The sequence below is a fragment of the Chitinophaga deserti genome (assembly GCF_003149455.1).
GTDB classification, from domain to species: Bacteria; Bacteroidota; Bacteroidia; order Chitinophagales; family Chitinophagaceae; genus Chitinophaga; species Chitinophaga deserti.
Map to the genome: position 1 here is coordinate 925,469 of NZ_QFFK01000001.1, position 19,260 is coordinate 944,728.

A 19,260-nucleotide genomic window follows, 5' to 3' on the forward strand; every position below is an offset into this window, starting at 1 on the left:
TTCAGCGCATACGGCATAGCACATACGTGTCATGTGAGGTTATATTGCGGCAACGGATTCCGGGCGCGTAAAATCGTTACCTTTGGCTTTCCCATAAAATCTAGCAAACCATGAAGTTAGGTACTAAGCTGATCCATGCCGGCGTTGAGCCAGACCCCTCTACCGGCGCCATTATGACGCCGATTTTCCAGACATCTACCTATGTTCAGGCCGCTCCGGGCGACCATAAGGGCTACGAATACGCCCGGACACAGAACCCTACCCGCCACGCCCTCCAGAATGCCCTGGCAGCCATAGAAAACGGGAAGCATGGCATTTGCTTCGGAAGCGGCCTCGCTGCCACCGATGCGATCATGAAACTGCTCTCTCCTGGTGATGAAGTAGTGGCTTCCAGCGACTTATATGGCGGAACCTTCCGGATTTTCACAAAAGTTTTTGCCAAATACGGTATCAAATTCCAGTTTGCAGACCTCCAGGATGCGGCCCAGCTCAACCAGCACCTCACCCCGGCTACAAAGCTCATCTGGATAGAGACGCCTACCAACCCCATGCTCAATATCATCGATATTGCCGCCTGCGCTGCCATAGCCAAAGGAAAAGGCATCCTGCTGGCGGTCGATAATACCTTTGCTTCCCCTTATCTCCAGAACCCGCTTGATCTCGGAGCTGATATAGTGGTACATTCTGCCACAAAATACCTTGGCGGGCATAGTGATGTGGTACATGGTGCCGTGATCGTAAAAGACGACGCCCTTGCCCAGCAACTGGCCTTTATTCAGAACAGTTGTGGTGCCGTACCGGGCCCGCAGGATTGCTTCCTGGTACTCCGTGGTATTAAAACCCTACATGTACGCATGCAGCGCCATTGCGAGAACGGTGAGGCCGTAGCCCGCTACCTCCGGGAGCATCCTAAAGTAGGGAAAGTGTACTGGTGCGGCTTCGAAGACCATCCTAACCACGATATCGCCAAAAAGCAGATGCGCGGCTTCGGCGGCATGATTTCTTTTACCCTGAAAGATGATAGTATGGATGCCGCCCTGAAAGTACTCAGCGGCACGCATCTCTTTTCCCTGGCCGAGTCTCTGGGTGGTGTGGAAAGCCTGATAGGCCATCCGGCATCCATGACGCATGCTTCCATTCCACGGGAAGAAAGGCTGAAAAATGGCCTGACAGATTCCCTGATCAGGCTGAGCGTAGGCATTGAAGATGTGTCTGATCTGATCGAAGACCTTAAAAAAGCCTTAAGCTGATAGGATTGTTGGGTCAATCTGCTTACTTTTAGCACATTACACCTACATGCCTCCCGGTCCTGCAAATGGTTGGGGGCATTTTTTCCATATACTACGACCATGAAGTTCCAGCAACTGAAAGAATTTTTAGACGCCAAAGCGGATCATTACGACCAGCCTGCCTTCATAGCGGGCGATCCGGTGAGTATCCCACACCGGTATTCGAAACTGCAGGATATTGAGATTTCGGGATTGTTTGCGGCCATCCTCGCCTGGGGTAACCGCACTACCATTATCAACAAGTGTTCCGAACTGATGGAGCTTTTTGATAATGCCCCCTATGATTATATCCTGAATCATGACCCGCGCGACCGGATGAAGCTCATGAATTTCAGGCACCGCACGTTTAACGGGCTGGACCTCCTCTATTTCGTGGAGTTCCTCCAGCATTATTATACCAACGTTACTTCCCTTGAATTTGCCTTCAGCGGGCACCTTCAGCCGGAAGACACCTCGGTGGAAAACGCCCTTACCGGCTTCCACCAGATATTTTTTGCCATGGAGCATCCGGACAGGACGCGCAAACATATCTCCACCCCAGCGCGTAACAGCGCCTGCAAAAGGCTCAACATGTACCTGCGGTGGATGGTGCGCCAGGATAAAAATGGCGTGGATTTTGGACTGTGGAAGCATATTTCGCCCACGCAGCTCGTTTGCCCGGTGGATATCCATGTCAGCCGCGTAGCTGCCAGGCTCGGCCTCATTCAGAGTGCTGATGCCAACTGGAAAACGGCTCTCGAGCTTACCAGCCAGCTGCGACTGATGGATCCCGCAGACCCTGTGAAATACGATTTCGCATTGTTCGGGCTGGGGGTCATTGAAAAATACGTTTGATCAAAGTAAGTGATAATGAAGAAACTCACCGGACTGGTAGCGCTGTGCTGCCTCGCCTTATCCCTCTCCGCGCAGGACTATGTGGAGCTGAATTACAAACTGAAAACAGGGAGTGAATTTTCGCTGAGCCAGGAAAGCCGCAGTGAAACCTACATTACGGTAAGCGAAGTAATCCAGCGCACCACCCGCGATTACAATAATAAAATGTCTGTTAAGGTAACCGATGCCAATCCCGGCAAGTATACCCTGGCATGGGCCTATACCGACATCAAGTTTAACTTCAACGCCAAGAACCAGAATATTTACGTAGATGCCAAAACAGACCATCCGGACGAGCCGCTGCAGGGTGCGCTTAAACTGATGCTCAACCAATCCTTCACGGTAGAAATACAGGGGAATGGTTCCATCGTAAAAGTGGATGGCCTCGATGCATTGTTAGACAAGGCTTCGGAAGCATTCGCCAAACTGAAAACTGATGAGCGCGATGCTTATAAGAAGCTCCTGAAAGACCAGTTTGGTACCGATGCATTCCGCGGGTGGCTGGAGCAGCTGCTGGTCATCTACCCCGTACATGGCATTAAAAACGGCACACAGTGGGAAGAAAGCGTTCCGCTCCGCGGAGGGCTTAAAGGCCGCATAGATCTCTACTGGAACCTCCAGCACTGGGATGGCCAGACCGCCAAGATCAATACCACCGGTAATATCAAAACCGATAAGGTGGAAACCTTTACCATAGAAGAAGGTATTCAGGCAACTGCTTCTATTGACGGTACGCTTACCACCAACTATCTCATCAACCGCGAAAGCGGTTTCCCCAGCATTGCCGTGCAGAACACAGAAATGAAGGGAGAATATGTTTATCTGGCCAACCGTAAGAAGCAGCTTAAAAAGGATCTGAAAGTGCCGGTAAAAATCGTTACTAACGCCTCCTATAAGATCAAGCAGATCAAATAATGGAACAGCGACACCTGGAAGAAGCCGGAACCTGGCTGGTGGAAAATGCTGGTATTAACCTGCCCTCCGCCTTCACCATGGAAGATCTCGAGAATACGCTTGCTGCTGCGCTCGAAGCACTTGTAGAGAGCAACTTCCAGCAGTTTGTATTGCTCCTTTACCAGGTAGATGTACCGGAGAATAAGGTTAAAACCATACTCGCCAGCGAAAGTTATCCGGATGTTTACCGGTCTGTTGCCAGGCTGATCATAGAACGGCAAACAGAGAAAATCATCTCCCGGGAAAAGTACCGCCAGTCGCCTGACTCCCTCGCCAGTGATGCGGAAAAATGGTAAAAACTAATATAAAAAGAAGCCGCCCCGGTATTACCAGGGCGGCTTCTTTTATTTTACAGATTCAATTATTTGTCAAACATCAGCGTCTTAACCTTGTCTTTATCTTCCTTCTCTTTTTCCAGGTCGAAGAATGTCCCGAACACCCGGTCCCAGAATGCGGAGCTTACACCAAAGCCTTTGTCGTCGCTTTTATAATGATGCAGGTGATGATTGCGCCAGAGCGGCTTCAGGAACCTGAAAGGCGGGTTCCAGGCATGGATGGCGTAGTGCATGCTGCCATACATTAGATACCCCAGCAGAAACCCGGGGAAGAACATAAACGTCGTCTCCCGCAGGAATATATATATGCCGCCAAATATCAGTGAAGCAAGGATGAGGCTGGGAACAGGCGGCATAAAGAGCCGCTGCTTATCGCGAGGGTATTCGTGATGGTTGCCATGCAACACATAAATAAAGCGGGTCATACGCGGGCTTTCAGTTACCATGTGAAAAATCCAGCGATGCATGATGTATTCGAAAAAGGACCAGAAAAACATGGCGCCGAAAAATACCAGCGCTATACGCCCTACGCTGAATCCCAAAGCACTGTGACTATAATACAGCGAGTATCCGATCAAAGGAAGATACATTCCCCAGATAACGAGGGGGTGGGTTTTGGTCAGCATTTCCAGATACCGGCTTTCAAAAAGTTTTGCCTGTCCTTTATTCTTGATCTTCTCAAACTTCATGACTCCCAAGTTTTAAATTAAACCATTTATTTAATCAGTAACAGGAGTAGGGAACCAAATGTTTTGTTGGTTATTGTGTGGCCAATAACCGGGGAACAATTACAAATTCATAGTCTTTCAGCTGCAAATATCGTATCAATTTATGCAATTGAAAATAAAATTTATCCTTCCGCCGGGGGTCAGTACCTATGTGTACCAACAACATAAACCCATTAAGCCCCGCCGGGCGCAGGTTTTCGTACTGAATGACGGATTCATGGATTTTGTCGCTTGGCAGGTATGATTTCCCCATTTCAGGATAGGTATAGTCTGCATGGGAACGTGTACCCGGTGTAAAGTTGATGAGCTGCATCCCCAGATCGTTCGTCCATTTCACGATGCTGTCGTTGTACCATTCATAAGGCGGCAGGAAGTAATGGGGTTCCGGCAGGCCGAGGCGCGTCATGGCAAGGAGATTCATATCCAGATCAGCCTCAAATTCACTGCGGGTAACCAGCAGGCTGTCGCGCTTCTTCCAGTCGCAATACAACAGGTGCTTCCCGGAATGCGGGCCGAGGTAATGCCCATCGGCATACAGACTGCGGATAAGCGATGCAAATGATGGATTCTCATAAAAATCGCCTGTTAGAAAGAAAGACGCTTTTACTCCCAGGCGCTTCAGTGTTTCCAGTATATGCTTCCCGCCATCGGCATACTCATGCCCTGTAAATACAAGTGCCAGCTGTTTCCGTGTGGTATCGCCCCGGGTAATGGCTGCCGGCTTTTCTCCCAGTCCCCGAACAGCTTCCCTAAAGCGTGAGAGATCCGGCCTGATGGCAGGCGCGTTAGCCAGTGCGTAGTCGTACAAAATATCTCCCACCTCACGGAAAAACGGATAGCCGGTTTCTTCATATTCATACTTGCCATCGTTCAGCACCCCGTCGCGGTTTACATAGATATTCCCTGATACCATGAATTCCAGATTATTCCTGAAATCCGCGAAATAGGCCACATCCGTGAGGTAGCCATACGACCATCCGGTTTTGTTGAACACCCTGATATGTGAAGGGAGTTTCCGGCGGCCGTCTTTATATCGGAAAAACTTCGTGTAGCTGTCAAAAAATTCCGAAGTATCATACCGCGGGTGATCACTTTCGGATGGCAATGCTGCCATCCAGCGGTAGAGGAACCTGTAGTCTTCTTCCTGTAATGCAAACCGCTCCTTAACCGCCACAGACTCCGGGAATATAACGGATCGCAGCAGGCGGTGCAGATCTTCAAGGGGAAAGTAATTATGCCTCGTAAAGTCCATGGGGGTACGGATGAGGCTGTCGTTCCTGTCCCAATGCGAATGCCCCACCAGCACGGTTTTACTGTAGTCAAATGCCGCACTGTTATATACCGCGGGCTGACTGTACAATGTTTTCCCGTTCTGCACAAAGCGCACGGGATTGGTATGCCGGTTTTCTTCTTCACTCATCGAAACAAAGCGCCGTACGATCCGGACATCTTTAAATCCTTTACTGCGCAAATTATCATGGATATACCCCTGCCCCAGGAATTCATACAACCGGTTGTATGCGTCATTATCAGAAACGAGGAATATCTTTTTGATGTATTGCGCAACGGATGGCAGTCCGTTAGCTGCGGAAGTATCTGTATACACGGCGGATTGGCGGCTCCATGCACTGTCTGTAAGCATAGGCGTCCATTTCCAGAGTTTCAGCTGCCGCATTTTCTCCAGCGCCAGGAAGGCCAGTGGCATTTTAACGGTGGAGGCAGGATTAAAATACTGGTTACGGTCGGTATTGAAATGCCAGTCGCGGAAGGTGGGATTGCCTTTACTGTCCCGGGAAATGGTGGTAAAGATGAGTTGAACGTGGAAAGAATCCGGGTTGCTGAGGATATGCCGCAGTTGCGGAGATGCGCGCTGAAAGAGGAGGTCGCGCAAAGGTGCGTCTGTACGGGCCTGCGCGGTAACTGCGCAGGAATACGGCAGCAAAAGGCATAAAAGGAACCATCTGGACATACCTTAAAGCTATAAAAATCCGATATATTTGGCGCCAGAACACCAAAACCAACGCAATGAAACTCGTAACCTATATACGGGAAGATGTAGATCAGCTGGCCATGCTTGTAAACGGGCAGCTTTATAACCTGCAGGACCTCCACCCCGAGCTTCCTACCACCATGCATATGTTTTTGCAGATGTGGGAAGAAGTGATTGACCTGGCTAAAGCGATTGATGCCCGGCTGAAAGAAGGCCATTCTCCCCGTGCCAATATCCACGGTGTACCATTCGAAGAAGTACAACTGCTGGCCCCGGTGCCATTCCCTACCAGCTGCCGCGATGGCTATGCCTTCCGCCAGCATGTGGCCGCCGCACGCAGAAACCGCCGTGTGGATATGATCCCCGAGTTTGATCAGTATCCCATCTTTTACTTTACCAACCACAACGCCATCCAGGGCCCCGGCGATATACTCTGTATGCCCGACCACTTCCAGCAGCTCGACTTTGAACTGGAAGCAGCCATCGTGATCTGTAAGCGTGGCCGTAACATCCCTGCATCAGAGGCCGACGATTACATCGGCGGATATATGATCATGAACGACATGAGCGCCCGCCTGCTGCAGATGGAAGAAATGAAGCTCAACCTTGGTCCTGCCAAAGGCAAAGACTTCAGCACCGTAATAGGCCCCATGCTGGTTACGCCTGATGAACTGGAGCCGTATCGTATTCCCGCCAAAGAAGGGCATACCGGAAATAACTACAATCTGAAAATGCGCTGTTGGGTAAATGGCGTACAGGTGAGTGAAGGTAACATGGGCGATATGGACTGGACTTTCGCGGAGATCGTTGAGCGCTGTGCATATGGTGCCGACATTCTCCCCGGCGATGTAATCGGTAGCGGAACGGTAGGTACCGGCTGCTTCCTGGAGCTGAACGGCACCGGTAAACTCAATGACCCCAACTACCAGGTACAATGGCTGCAGGCCGGCGATGTAGTGGAAATGGAAATAGACGGGCTGGGTAAACTGACGAACACCATTGTAGCAGAAGAAAGCGACTTTTCCATCCTTGCACAAAAGAAAAATATTTAACAGACAGGCATGAGAGTAGATCCCTCGGAAGTAAAAACCTCTGCGCTCCACGCGTACCTGTTGGGTGCGGTGGCACCGCGCCCGATATGCTTCGCCAGCACGATTGATGCAGACGGGCAGCCCAATCTGAGCCCCTTCAGTTTCTTCAACGTATTTGGCTCTAACCCGCCCACACTGGTATTTTCCCCTTCCCGCCGGGTGCGCGACAATACGGTTAAGCACACACTGGAAAACGTATATGCTACCGGCGAGGTGGTGATTAACGTGGTGAGCTATGCCATGGTGCAACAGGCATCTTTAGCAAGCTGTGAATATCCGCGTGGTATTGATGAGTTTGTAAAAGCAGGCTTCACTCCGCTGCCGTCAGAAAAGGTAAAGCCTTTCCGCGTGGCGGAAAGCCCTGTGCAAATGGAGTGTAAGGTGAAAGACATTATAGAAACCGGTACCGGAGGCGGAGCGGGTAACCTTGTGATCTGCGAGCCCATACTGTTACATGTCAATGACAACATCCTCGATACAGATGGTAAAATAGACCCGCAAAAAATTGATCTGGTAGCGCGTATGGGAGGTGATTACTATTGCCGTGCCTCCGGCACGGCGGTATTCGAAGTAGCCAAGCCTAATACGCAACTGGGTATAGGAGTAGATGCTTTACCGGCTTCCATCCGCCAGAGCCATGTGCTTACCGGTAACAATCTGGGCCAGCTGGGGAATGTAAATACAATGCCTCCTGTAGACCCGGCGTTTACCGATGAGCATCTTACCAACATCATCCAGTATTTCTCCATCAATCCCGAAGAGATGGAAAAAGAACTGCACCGCTATGCCAAACAGCTCCTGGATTCCCATAAGGTGAACGAAGCCTGGCAGGTGCTACTGGCAGGCAATCAGGAATAGGAAAGATGGTTAATTTACTATCAGAAATACCACTTTCGCCTTGGTTTAGGGGCGTTCACAAAGCACTCATTATCAATCAATTAATAACGATCCTTCATCCAACCTTCATCCAACCTATATCAAAAGGTATATTTTGCTGAAGGTTGGATGAAGGTTGGATGAAGGTTGGATGAAGGATTGATGAAGGATGGAACACGTTAATCCGGTACGATATTAACAGTTGGAACTGTCACAAATGAAAAGGGCCATCTCCTTGTTTTACGAACATTGGAGACGGCCCTTTTCGATTATACGGGTGTGTAATACTTAGTTTTTAGCGAACACCTTCTTCAGGAGGTCGGTAGTACGTGCCGCGGGATTGTTGCGGATGGCAGCTTCTTCCTTACTGATCTGGTCGAACAGGGCAGATACGGCCTTGTCTGTCACATAGCCTTTCAGATCAGGATTGAGTTTGTTGAAGGTGGTAGGCAGGCTGTTATACTTATCCGCGATTTCACCATAGTAGCGGGTAGCTGCGGTTTGATTGAGAGCGGAATCGATCACGGGAGAGAATGCTGCAACGAGGCTGGCGGTAGTTTTCTCTTTGAAGAAGTTAGTGGCGGAGTTAGCACCACCTGTAACCAGCTTCAGGGCATCGGTAATGGTCATTTGTTTGATGGCATTCACGAAGATGGGAGCTGCAAAGCCAACGGCCTGTTCGGCACCACGGTTGATCTGGAGGATAGCCTTATCTACCAGGCTGCCCATGCCTATGCTGCGGAGGGCTTTTTCTGCTTTGAGAGCATCGGGCGGGAGAAGCACTTTGTAGAGCTGGTTCCCGAAGAAGCCGTCCTGCTTATTAAGAAGGCCAATGCCTTTGAGAACACCTTTTTCCAGTGCTTCCTTAATACCGCCTGCTGCTTCGCCTTCTGTGACGTTAGTGCCGGTGGTGGAAGTGCTGCCGGATTTCAGGATGCTGCCCGCTTTTTTCAGGATCTGCGCATCAGCGGCAGTATGCAGGAAAAGCGCCCCTGCAAGTACAACGATAGTTTTCTTTAACATATGATCTCTGCTGTGTTAGTTTGGTACAGGATTTCCGGGGATAAGTTCAATTTATTCATGGATGGACAACAGCGGAACATTCGTATGGAATGCGATCCGTGATGTATTGCTGCGTTTGAATATGCTGTCGAATAAGCCATGCCTTTTAGGAATGATGAGCAGAAGGTCTGCTTTCTGTTCCTGTGCAAAGGATGTAACGGCATCCGGTACATTGGGCCTGTCGAGGAAATGATACTGCGGATTGTAATTATGTAACATGTTATCGAGCGCCTGATTCTCTTCCGGATGGAAGTTTTCCCGGCCTTCTTTTTGAATATTCACCACATGCAGCTCCGGCTGGAAGATATCGAGGAGCCGGGTAAGCACATCTTTACGGGTGGTTTTAGTCACTTTGCGAAGATCGCAGGCGAATACCACTTTACGGATGGGACTAAATCCTGCATGTGTGGGCACCACTATAACGGGGTATGCAGAGGTTTTCACCACATCCACGGTGTTGGAGCCAACGAGGATCTCTTCCAGCTGGCTGCCACCGGTAATACCCATAACGATGATATCGGCCAGTTCTTCGCGGCATACCTGGTCTATACTGGCAGCGAGGAGGTGATTATCTGCACGGATATCGAGTGTTATATTGGCGGGTACGGATTGTTTGAGCTGGCTTTGCATGTTGCGGAGGCCTTCCATACTGGATGCCCGGAGGTCGTCCATATTTACCATAGGCACTGCCGTGGGGAGGTCGGGGATGGGCACGATCAGCTCATATGCATGATACAGCACGATGCGGGTAGCCCCCGTTTGTCCGGCAAGGCCGATGGCATAACGGGCTGCGTTATAAGCCGTTTCAGAAAAGTCCGTTGGTACAATGATGGTTTTCATGCCGGGTTAGTTTTTATCTGCTTAAAGGTACGCAATAACTGCACCAATCATTGAGCCGAAATCTTAAATAAATTATAAAAACAAACCATGCGGGCGCCGGGAGAAGGATGCGGCAAATGCGCCCGAAAACAATTATTTTTGCGGTCTCGTAATGCCGGGGGAGGCTTATCCCCCCATAAAACAGTATTATTCACGACAATGAGCGTAACTACCCAACAACAGCTGTCAGAACAGGAAATTATCCGCCGCGACAAGCTGAAAGAGCTGCAGAACCTGGGGATCGATCCGTATCCCGCCGCAGAATACCCAGTGAATGCGTATTCTACGGATATTAAGGCCGGCTATTCGGAAGAGACGAAGGACCAGTATCAGGATGTATGCCTGGCCGGCCGTATTATGAGCACCCGCGACATGGGCAAGGCGAACTTCGCCGTTTTGCAGGATAGCAAGGGTAGAATCCAATTGTACATAAAGCGGGACGACATTTGCCCCGGAGAAGATAAGTCGCTCTACGACAACGTATGGAAGAAACTGACTGATATCGGTGATTTCATTGGCGTGAAAGGCTATGCCTTTATTACCAAAACCGGAGAAACCTCCATTCACGTTAGGGAATTAACTATACTGGCCAAGGCCCTCCGCCCGCTGCCTGTTGTAAAGTCGAAAGAAGGAGAAACCTTTGACGCGGTAACCGATCCCGAGTTCAAATACCGCCAGCGTTATGCCGACCTCGTCATCAATCCCGAAGTAAAGGAAGTATTCATCAAGCGCACCCGCCTGATGCAGACCATCCGCGACTTCTATAACGGAATGGGATACCTCGAAGTGGAAACGCCGATCCTGCAAGCCATCCCCGGTGGAGCAGCGGCACGCCCCTTCATCACCCACCACAACGCACTCGATATGCCGTTGTACCTCCGCATCGCCAACGAGCTGTACCTGAAAAGGCTCATCGTAGGCGGCTTCGAAGGTGTATTCGAATTCGCGAAGGATTTCAGAAACGAAGGGATGGACCGTACCCACAACCCTGAGTTCACCGTAATGGAAATGTACGCAGCCTACAAGGATTACGAATGGATGATGCGCACCACCGAGCAGCTCCTCGAAAAAGTTGCCCTGAACGTGAACGGTACCACCAAAGTAACCGTGGGTGAGCGGGAGATCGATTTTAAAGCTCCCTTCCGTCGCGTTACCATGTACGATGCCATTAAGGAACATACCGGTTTCGATATCTCCGAAATGGATGAAGCAGGTATCCGCGAGGTTTGCAAAAAACTCGATATCCATGCTGAAGCCAACCATGGTAAAGGCAAACTCATCGATGAGATCTTCGGCGAGAAGTGTGAGCACCACTACGTACAGCCCACTTTCATAACTGATTACCCTGTTGAAATGAGTCCCCTCACCAAAAAGCACCGCTCCAAAGCAGGTGTGGTGGAACGTTTTGAGCTGATCTGCAACGGTAAAGAAATTGCCAATGCCTATTCTGAGCTGAACGACCCCATCGACCAGCGTCAGCGCTTTGAAGACCAGGTGGCACTCATGGAACGTGGCGATGATGAAGCCATGTACATCGATTACGACTTCCTCCGTTCCCTCGAATACGGTATGCCCCCTACCTCAGGTATCGGCATCGGTATAGACAGGCTCACCATGCTCATGACGAACCAGCCCTCTATCCAGGATGTGCTGTTCTTCCCGCAGATGCGCCCTGAAAAGCAACATATTGCAGAGTAACCGTATGATTTTCAATAGCAAGCCCTGCGCCATGGCGCAGGGCTTTTTTTTAGAGGGTTTCAACAAAGACGGTTTCGGTCAATAAGCAAGTCAGTATCAGTTGAACAAAAGCGGGCCGGCTTCGTTAACAAGAAAACCCTCGTCATATGCGTATCCACATACCCACTTTCGTAGCCGTAGTATTATTCGCTATTGTTTTATTGTTCCTGGGCATTGTTCACCTGGTAAACGCTGAGGTTATCCTGCCGCTGGTAACCCGCCTGCCCATTCCCGGAGGCATCTTCTGGGTGTATTTCACCGGCATCGCCTTAATACTGGCCGGTTTCTCCATCATCCTGAACATATGGGCCAAGCCGGCCTGTTACCTGCTGGCACTGATGGTTTTCATTATCATCCTCACCGTACACATGCCGTCGCTCGTTGGCGGCAATCTGAATGCGCCCATTAATATCATCAGGGATTTCGGATTTATTGCCGCAGCCATCATTATCGGCAACATCCGGACACATATCAGGCAGCTGGGCCAGCTGTAGAAATAACCGGCCCTGTGCCTGATAACCATATCCTATGAAAAACCATACGGTAAGGTACGCGCCATGCATACCCCACTGCAGCACCGTTTCACGGACGCGCGGTTCCACCGCATAACCGGTAGTTTTCTGTAAACCACTGGTATAATTGATTGTCATAATTGATAATTGATCTTTATTTTCGCTTCCGTGCCGGAAAATACCGGCTTCAACCTGTCAATAATTATGAGAAATATGCACAAGTCCATTCCGGCATGGACAGCCGGCCTGTGTCTTTTGGCCGCTTTGCCAACTTCAGCGCAGGAAAAGAAAATGCTCTCTTTCGACCAGATCTTCACCAGGCCCGTTTCCATTACTGAACAGCTCCCCGGCATCAGAGGCTGGGCCGATAAGACGCATTACATCGAAATGCGGAACGGGAAGCAGGTAGCTGTAGACGTTAAAACCGGTTCAGATGCGCCTTACACGCCACCACCTGCCACTGGCAGCACGGTAAACGTGAAGGATAACGACATTTATCTGCAACGTCCGGACGGGAGCGCACCCATCCGCCTCACCACCACGGAAGCCGAAGAAAAGAACCCCACGCTTTCTCCCGACGAAAAATACGTGGCCTTCACCCGCAATAATAACCTGTATGCCATCGAAGTGGCTTCACAGAAAGAAATTCAATATACCACCGATGGTACCGATGTGATCTACAACGGCTGGGCATCCTGGGTATACTACGAAGAAATCCTCGGGCGCCCTTCGCGCTACAGAGCTTTCTGGTGGAGCCCCGACAGCCGGAAGATCGCTTTCATGCGGTTTGACGATACCCGTGTTCCCGTATTCCCCATCTATAGCGAAAAAGGCCAGCACGGCTATCTCGAAAATACCCGCTACCCCAAAGCCGGCGATCCCAATCCGGAAGTACGCCTTGGAGTAGTGCCCGTAGACGGTGGTAAAATTACCTGGGCCGATTTCAATGAAAAAGACGACCAGTATTTCGGCCAGCCTTTCTGGACGCCCGATGGCTCCGCCCTGTGGGCACAATGGATGCCACGCGACCAGAACCAGCTCTTCATTTACGCGATCGACTCCAACACCGGAGCCAAGAAAGTAGTGTATGAAGAACAACAGAAAACCTGGATCGACTGGTTTACCGATATCTACTTCCTGCAGAACGGCAAAGGATTTATCGTAAAAAGCGATAAAACCGGCTGGGATCACCTCTACCTTCATAACATGGACGGCAGCCTGAATAAGCAGTTGACTTCGGGTAACTGGCGCGTAAAGGATATGCTGCAGATCAATGAAAAGAAAGGCACTATCTATTTTACCGCCCGTAAAGAAGCCAGCACCCGTTACGACCTCTACAAAACCGACCTGAAAGGCAGCGCACCGCAGCGCCTCACTTTTGGTGATTTCAGCCATAATGTGATGCTTGCGCCCGAAGGCGACTGGTTTATTACCTCTTACAGCAACCTGAACACCCCTACGCGCATAGCCCTCGTATCTGACAAGGGTAAGGTGGCAAGGGAGCTGGGTAATGCCCGCGGAGCCACGTACGACAGCTACCGCCTGGCACCCACAGAGCTGAAAACTTACACTACCCGCGATGGCCTGGTGCTGCCGATCACTATTCAGTGGCCCTTTGATATGCAGGCAGGTAAAAAATACCCTGTGCTGATCTCTATCTACGGCGGGCCGGATGCCGGTTCCATCTACGATACCTGGAAACCTAACCTTTCCGGCCAGTGGTTTGCACAGGAAGGTCTTATTCAGGTGGTGATCGACAACCGAGCTGCAGGCCACCTTGGCAAAATGGGGATGAACTACATCCACCGCCAGCTGGGTAAATATGAAATTGAGGATTACATGGATGCTGCCCGGTGGCTGGCTACCCAACCCGGTGTGGATGCCTCACGTATGGGCATCACAGGAGGCAGCTACGGCGGTTATATGAGCGCAATGGCACTTACCTATGGTGCGGAGGTTTTCACGCACGGAATCGCCAATTTCAGCGTTACCGACTGGCAGCTTTACGACAGTCACTACACCGAACGTTATATGGACCTTCCGAAAGATAACCGTGAAGGCTACAAGATAACTTCTGTAATTACGCATGCCGACAAACTGAAGGGCCTGCTGCGTATCGTTCATGGTACCATGGACGATAACGTGCATTTGCAGAACTCCATCCAGCTGGTGGATAAGCTGGAAGACCTCGGCAAACACTTCGAGTTTATGGTGTACCCCGGCGAGCGCCATGGGTGGGGCGGGCCTAAAGCCACGCATTCCCGGAACGAGAACTACCGTTTCTACTATCAGAACCTGCTGCAGAAGCCGCTGCCCAAATTATTCCAGGGCACCAACTAATGCCAGGGGCATAAAGTCATAACAACGGGCTGGCCGGTATACGGTCAGCCCGTTCTCATTTCAGGGGCTTCCCGGGCTTCCTGCCAGCCTTTTTACGGCTAACTCCGGGGTTGCTGCATCTATACTGTATGTATACCGAAAGGGTACTTTATGTATATTTTTCAGCCCTATCCCGCTACAGTAGCGGGTTCAGTACCGTTTTATATACATTAAACCCTCTTTAACCCTTCTTTAAGGCAGGAGTAAGCCTACAGTATAACTGCATTTAACGGCACAAATCCTCCCGTTACCTGTTTTACTGATATGCACATCCTGTGAAAGTATGGGGAGTACAGCATGCTGATAGTATGGATGTAATAGTTTGCCAAGATGTGGTGAAGCGGAGATACCTTATCACTAATCGTAATATAACTGTAGTGAAGCGGTCTGGCTATTAAGAGAGGGATAAGGAAAGTAAAAGGGAAAGATGCGCATAAAAAAAGAGCTGACCGTTTCGGATCAGCTCTTTTTGCTATTACAGCAAATGACTTAGGGGCAAAAAAACAGGGCTGCAAGAATACAGCCCCGAAAAATTTTAACCATATCTTTATTGAAAAACCTGTTACAAATTTCCATAATTTAGAAACAACTCCCATCTGCAAATTAGCGAACGCTATATTTTTTCCAGTTAACGTATAGAAAATCCCCCTGAACGATAAAAGCAGTGAATGGAAAAATGGCCGCATCGGGCCGGGCAAATAAATCAGTAAGTAAAATTGTTATATGATGTTGTAACGGCGAATATGCCGCGAATGGCGCTATGGGAAAAGAAAAAAGGCGGTAAGAATACCGCCCTTGTAATAATTTTAACCATATCCTATGAAAAACCTAAGTCAAAGATAAGGCGGTTCTTTTCCTTCGCAAGTGCATTTCCGTGAACGCATGGTTTTAGTTCGTGAAGCGCAAAAAACCGTCTTTTTGTTATTATATTAATAATTTCTTCATATTATAAATTATCATCCTACGCAATCCTGTGGCCGTTTTTAACGGGGCGGTCTGGCTGCAGTAATACTATTTCCTTCCCTTCCCCTACAACGCCCAGCACGAGGCATTCAGAGAAGAAATTAGCGATCTGTTTGACAGGGAAGTTCACCACTGCCACTACCTGCTTTCCGGGAAGCGCTCCGGGTTCGTATAACTGCGTGATTTGTGCGGATGAACGTAGTATCCCTATTTCGGGACCGAAGTCTATTTCGAGCTTATATGCCGGATTACGGGCTTTTTCGAAAACACTTGCAGAGAGGATGGTGCCAACGTGTATGTGGACTTTCTCAAAATCATTCCAGGTGATGGTATCCATATTTGCGCTGTTGAGAAGATTGAATGGTTACAAAAATGGAATTTAGCGCTTTGGAGGTATCAAAAAAAATTGGGCGGTAAGAATACCGCCCACAAATATTTTTAACCATATCCTATGAAAAACCAATACAAAGATACTGGTGTGCTCCATATCAGGATCTGGCATTTCGTAAACGCAAGATTTTGCCTCGTAAACGTATAGAAATAATGTTTATTAACATCGATTTAACCATCCGTTTGTCACCCGTTAGTGCCTCACTGCGCTCGGCACATTATCCATAATACCGTCGATTTCCTTCATAATCTCAGGCGTCAGCAGCGGATATACTTCGAGGGCTTTGAGGGTTTCCGTAAGCTGGGATTCCTTCGTTGCCCCCAGGATAGTGCTGGAAACGTTGGGGTTACGGATCGTCCAGGCTACAGCCAGCACCGCCAGGGTAGTTCCCAGGTCGTTCGCTACCTTTTCCAGCTTCTTCACTTTGGCGATACTGGAATCCAGCAGGTTACGGTTACGCAGCCACTCATAGCCTTCCAGGCTGAGGCGGGAGCCTTCCGGTACCCCGTTGTTATACTTCCCGGTCAGTATCCCGGAAGCCAGGGGGCTGAAAATGGTGGTGCCGAGCCCTACGCTGTTGAAAACCGGTAAATATTCCAGCTCCAGCTTTTCCCGGCGGAAAAGGTTGTACTCCGGCTGTTCCACCACGGGGCCAATGAGGTTATACTGTCTGGCCACCATATGCGCCTCCATGATTTCGGCGGCCGTCCATTCAGAAGTACCCCAATACAGGATCTTGCCCTGCTGGATGAGGTTCGTCATCGTCCATACCACTTCTTCGATCGGCACATTCCGGTCTGGCCGGTGGCAATAGTAAATATCCAGGTAATCGAGCTGGAGCCTTTGCAGCGCCTCGTGGCAGGCCTCCATGAGGTGCTTACGGCTAAGGCCCGTCTGGTTCGGCTTATTCTTATCTCCCCGCCAGCCAAAGTAGGCCTTGCTGGAAATAATATAGGATGTACGATCCCACTGTTTCGCTTTCAAAACACGACCCATCATCTTCTCCGATTCCCCAAGCGCGTAAATTTCCGCGTTGTCGAAGAAGTTAATACCGTTATCGTAAGCCAGCCCCATGAGGCGGTCGCCATTCGAATCATCGATCTGGGAATGAAAAGTGACCCAGCTGCCGAACGAAAGTGCGCTGATCTGAAGGCCTGATTTGCCTAATCTTCTGTATTCCATATGAAAACTATTTACGGGTTTTTCCTGAAGGTGGTAAAATAATACTTTGGCATGGTTGTTGGACCAAAAGGAGCAGGAAATTTTAGGTTAAAAAAATAGCGTTTGATCTGTTTTCAGATCGTACAAACAATTAGGTTAAAGCAAAAGAACCCGGTCACATGACCGGGTTCTTTTGTTATGATAAGTTTGAAACTTCGTTTAGTCGAGCGAGAGAATACTGTCCTGCGGCACAAATGAGCCATAGATATGTACGAACTCACTCCAGCTGAAGTCCTGGTTAGCCCTGAATCCCTGGCCGTAAATGGTATCTGTGAGTGTAGACAGGCGGCAAAAGCGGTCGGTGATAAAGAGCGATGTTTTGGAATCCCAGCGGAGGTCTTTACAATCGAGGCGCTGGGCGCTGGTGAGATTGATAAACACTACTGAGTCGCGGAGAAAGATATCGTTGTTCCCTTCATCCATCCGGCCGAAGTTAGCGGTCAGGATGCTTTCTTTCCGGGAAGAATCGTCGTAGAAGATAACCTGCAGTCCCTTGGGGAAATCCGTATGGGGCGGATGCGTCACGTATCTTTCCATGTAGGGGGCAGTGAGAACACCTTTTACAACGGCAGACTGGCTTACGATGGTTTCTACGTTGTAAGCCTGTTCCACACCCAGTTTCTTTGTATCGAAAGCGGCAACGGCGCTCAAATCGTTCTCACAGCCGATGGCTATGCAGGCGAAAGCTCCGTATGCGAGTAATCGTTTCAAGCTGCTAGTCGTATTTAGCCTTGAGGAACCAGCGGTCGCTGAGGGTGAAGCCCAGTGTGAGGCGGTAGTAAGTTTCGCGGAGCTGGTCTACATTACCGCGAGATCCTACTTCAAAGGCCGCATTAATCATGGTGAACTGGTTCATGGCGGGCATGATCCTTCTTACGGGGAAGCCTGCACCGATGGAGAAACCAAGTGTGTTCATATCCATACCGGCCAGTCTTACATAATCTTTCCCGAAATAACCACCAAGGCGGTAAGTAACTTTATTCCAGTATCCGGAGAATGATTGTGCATTGGGAACGAACTGGCCGCCAACGCTCATACGCCAGCTGTCCTGTGTAGAGTCGATTGCGCCATAATTCCGGAAGTTGCTCCATTTGGAGGTGTTATAATCCACGCCTACGGAGAACTTATCGGTTTTGGAAAGCATGATACCGGCGCCGATGGACTGCGGGTAGATGAGATCGCCTCTGTCTCCGCTGGTGTATTTCACGGTGTCGCGGGTATCGTATTCATCGGAGGCCTGATCGTAGAAAAGGGTTTCCTGCAGGCGTTCACGTTTGGCAGAGAGCTTTTGTTCCAGGTTGCCGGACACGCCGAGCTGGAGGTTAAGATCGTTACCGAGTTTGATGTTCTGCTGGAGACCGAGGGTGTAGAAGAACGAGCCATAGCTGGTCCGCTTCATATCCCTGGAGGGGGTGATGTTGGATTCTGCCGGGAAGAGCGCTTTGGTGCTGTTTGTTACGTTACCGAAGATGTAACCGATGTTAACACCTACGCTAAAGCCGCCAAAGCCGATACCGGAACCTACATAAGCCTGATAAATACCTCCGTTACCTTCAAACTGGTTTACGGTGTTTACTTTCAGTGTATCGAAGAAGGTTCTTTCTTCCGGCATGGCCACGTTGTAAGAAACGCGGGTGAGGGGTCGGATACCAATGTTGAGGCCCCATTTAGGGCTGAGCGGCATACCCAGCTGGAGGTAACTCAAAGTACCAAAACCGGCGCTGGAGCTTGCATCTCTTGACGAGAGGCGGCGCGAGCCACCATGAACACCCACGTCGAACGTTACCAGTTGAAGCCTGGAATAACTGGCGGGGTTCACGAAGTTAATGGACTGGGCATCGCCATATGCCTGTGCCACACCTCCCATACCCAGATTGACGGCGTTTTCCGAACGGGAAACCTCCCCCAATCCAAAGCGGGAATACGGTGAATTATCCTGGGCGACAGCATTTTTTGCCGATAGCACTGAAACGCCTAACA

At 49.8% G+C, this 19,260-nt stretch carries 17 protein-coding genes; 9 read left to right on the forward strand and 8 right to left on the reverse strand.

What is annotated here, in order from left to right; all coding sequences use genetic code 11:
- The first annotated feature begins 110 nt into the window (after window positions 1-110).
- From DEV76_RS03740 to DEV76_RS03755, 4 genes are all read left to right on the forward strand, one after another.
- Window positions 111-1,250 carry a cystathionine gamma-synthase gene (locus DEV76_RS03740; RefSeq protein ID WP_109695199.1) on the forward strand — a complete coding sequence of 380 codons (1,140 nt, stop codon included), beginning with the start codon at window positions 111-113 and terminating at the stop codon, window positions 1,248-1,250.
- 99 nt (window positions 1,251-1,349) lie between these two features.
- Window positions 1,350-2,123: a TIGR02757 family protein gene (locus DEV76_RS03745; RefSeq protein ID WP_109695201.1), complete on the forward strand. Its 774-nt coding sequence runs from the start codon at window positions 1,350-1,352 to the stop codon at window positions 2,121-2,123.
- Window positions 2,124-2,138: 15 nt separating this feature from the next.
- Window positions 2,139-3,077 (forward strand): DUF6263 family protein, encoded by a 939-nt coding sequence (locus tag DEV76_RS03750; protein ID WP_109695203.1) that lies wholly within the window; start codon window positions 2,139-2,141, stop codon window positions 3,075-3,077.
- On the forward strand, window positions 3,077-3,412 hold the full coding sequence (locus tag DEV76_RS03755) for a hypothetical protein (RefSeq protein WP_109695205.1): 336 nt from the start codon (window positions 3,077-3,079) through the stop codon (window positions 3,410-3,412). The genes DEV76_RS03750 and DEV76_RS03755 overlap by 1 nt, the downstream gene beginning before the upstream one ends.
- A gap of 65 nt (window positions 3,413-3,477) precedes the next feature.
- Here the strand turns inward: DEV76_RS03755 and DEV76_RS03760 are convergent, their stop codons facing one another.
- On the reverse strand, window positions 3,478-4,140 hold the full coding sequence (locus DEV76_RS03760; RefSeq protein ID WP_109695207.1) for a sterol desaturase family protein: 663 nt from the start codon (window positions 4,138-4,140) through the stop codon (window positions 3,478-3,480).
- 70 nt (window positions 4,141-4,210) lie between these two features.
- A complete protein-coding gene (locus tag DEV76_RS03765; protein ID WP_109695209.1) occupies window positions 4,211-6,148 on the reverse strand; it encodes a serine hydrolase in 1,938 nt (645 codons plus the stop codon).
- Between the two features lie 56 nt (window positions 6,149-6,204).
- Between DEV76_RS03765 and DEV76_RS03770 the strand changes: the two genes are divergently transcribed.
- Window positions 6,205-7,221 carry a fumarylacetoacetate hydrolase family protein gene (locus DEV76_RS03770; protein ID WP_109695211.1) on the forward strand — a complete coding sequence of 339 codons (1,017 nt, stop codon included), beginning with the start codon at window positions 6,205-6,207 and terminating at the stop codon, window positions 7,219-7,221.
- A 9-nt stretch (window positions 7,222-7,230) separates the two neighbouring features.
- Entirely contained in the window at window positions 7,231-8,118 is an 888-nt protein-coding gene (locus DEV76_RS03775) for a flavin reductase family protein (protein ID WP_109695213.1), read from the forward strand.
- 306 nt (window positions 8,119-8,424) lie between these two features.
- Here DEV76_RS03775 and DEV76_RS03780 read toward each other — a convergent pair whose 3' ends face one another.
- Both DEV76_RS03780 and DEV76_RS03785 read right to left on the reverse strand, forming a co-directional pair.
- Entirely contained in the window at window positions 8,425-9,159 is a 735-nt protein-coding gene (locus DEV76_RS03780; RefSeq protein ID WP_109695215.1) for a DUF4197 domain-containing protein, read from the reverse strand.
- A gap of 51 nt (window positions 9,160-9,210) precedes the next feature.
- Window positions 9,211-10,038: a universal stress protein gene (locus tag DEV76_RS03785; RefSeq protein ID WP_109695217.1), complete on the reverse strand. Its 828-nt coding sequence runs from the start codon at window positions 10,036-10,038 to the stop codon at window positions 9,211-9,213.
- Between the two features lie 198 nt (window positions 10,039-10,236).
- On the opposite strand from DEV76_RS03785, the gene lysS reads away from it, so the two are divergent.
- From lysS to DEV76_RS03800, 3 genes are all read left to right on the forward strand, one after another.
- A complete protein-coding gene (gene lysS / locus DEV76_RS03790; protein WP_109695219.1) occupies window positions 10,237-11,775 on the forward strand; it encodes a lysine--tRNA ligase in 1,539 nt (512 codons plus the stop codon).
- Between the two features lie 146 nt (window positions 11,776-11,921).
- The gene (locus tag DEV76_RS03795) at window positions 11,922-12,308 is read left to right on the forward strand and encodes a DoxX family protein (protein WP_157962701.1); all 387 of its coding nucleotides are present in this window, start codon (window positions 11,922-11,924) and stop codon (window positions 12,306-12,308) included.
- A gap of 231 nt (window positions 12,309-12,539) precedes the next feature.
- Window positions 12,540-14,666: a S9 family peptidase gene (locus DEV76_RS03800; RefSeq protein WP_109695400.1), complete on the forward strand. Its 2,127-nt coding sequence runs from the start codon at window positions 12,540-12,542 to the stop codon at window positions 14,664-14,666.
- A gap of 1,000 nt (window positions 14,667-15,666) precedes the next feature.
- On the opposite strand, the gene DEV76_RS03810 is transcribed toward DEV76_RS03800, so the two are convergent.
- From DEV76_RS03810 to DEV76_RS03825, 4 genes are all read right to left on the reverse strand, one after another.
- Window positions 15,667-16,005: a tRNA-binding protein gene (locus DEV76_RS03810; RefSeq protein ID WP_109695225.1), complete on the reverse strand. Its 339-nt coding sequence runs from the start codon at window positions 16,003-16,005 to the stop codon at window positions 15,667-15,669.
- Between the two features lie 246 nt (window positions 16,006-16,251).
- A complete protein-coding gene (locus DEV76_RS03815) occupies window positions 16,252-17,241 on the reverse strand; it encodes a potassium channel beta subunit family protein (protein WP_109695227.1) in 990 nt (329 codons plus the stop codon).
- A 198-nt stretch (window positions 17,242-17,439) separates the two neighbouring features.
- A complete protein-coding gene (gene lptC, locus DEV76_RS03820) occupies window positions 17,440-17,991 on the reverse strand; it encodes an LPS export ABC transporter periplasmic protein LptC (RefSeq protein WP_157962702.1) in 552 nt (183 codons plus the stop codon).
- Window positions 17,992-17,995: 4 nt separating this feature from the next.
- On the reverse strand, window positions 17,996-19,189 hold the full coding sequence (locus DEV76_RS03825; protein WP_109695231.1) for a hypothetical protein: 1,194 nt from the start codon (window positions 19,187-19,189) through the stop codon (window positions 17,996-17,998).
- Window positions 19,190-19,260: the final 71 nt, after the last annotated feature.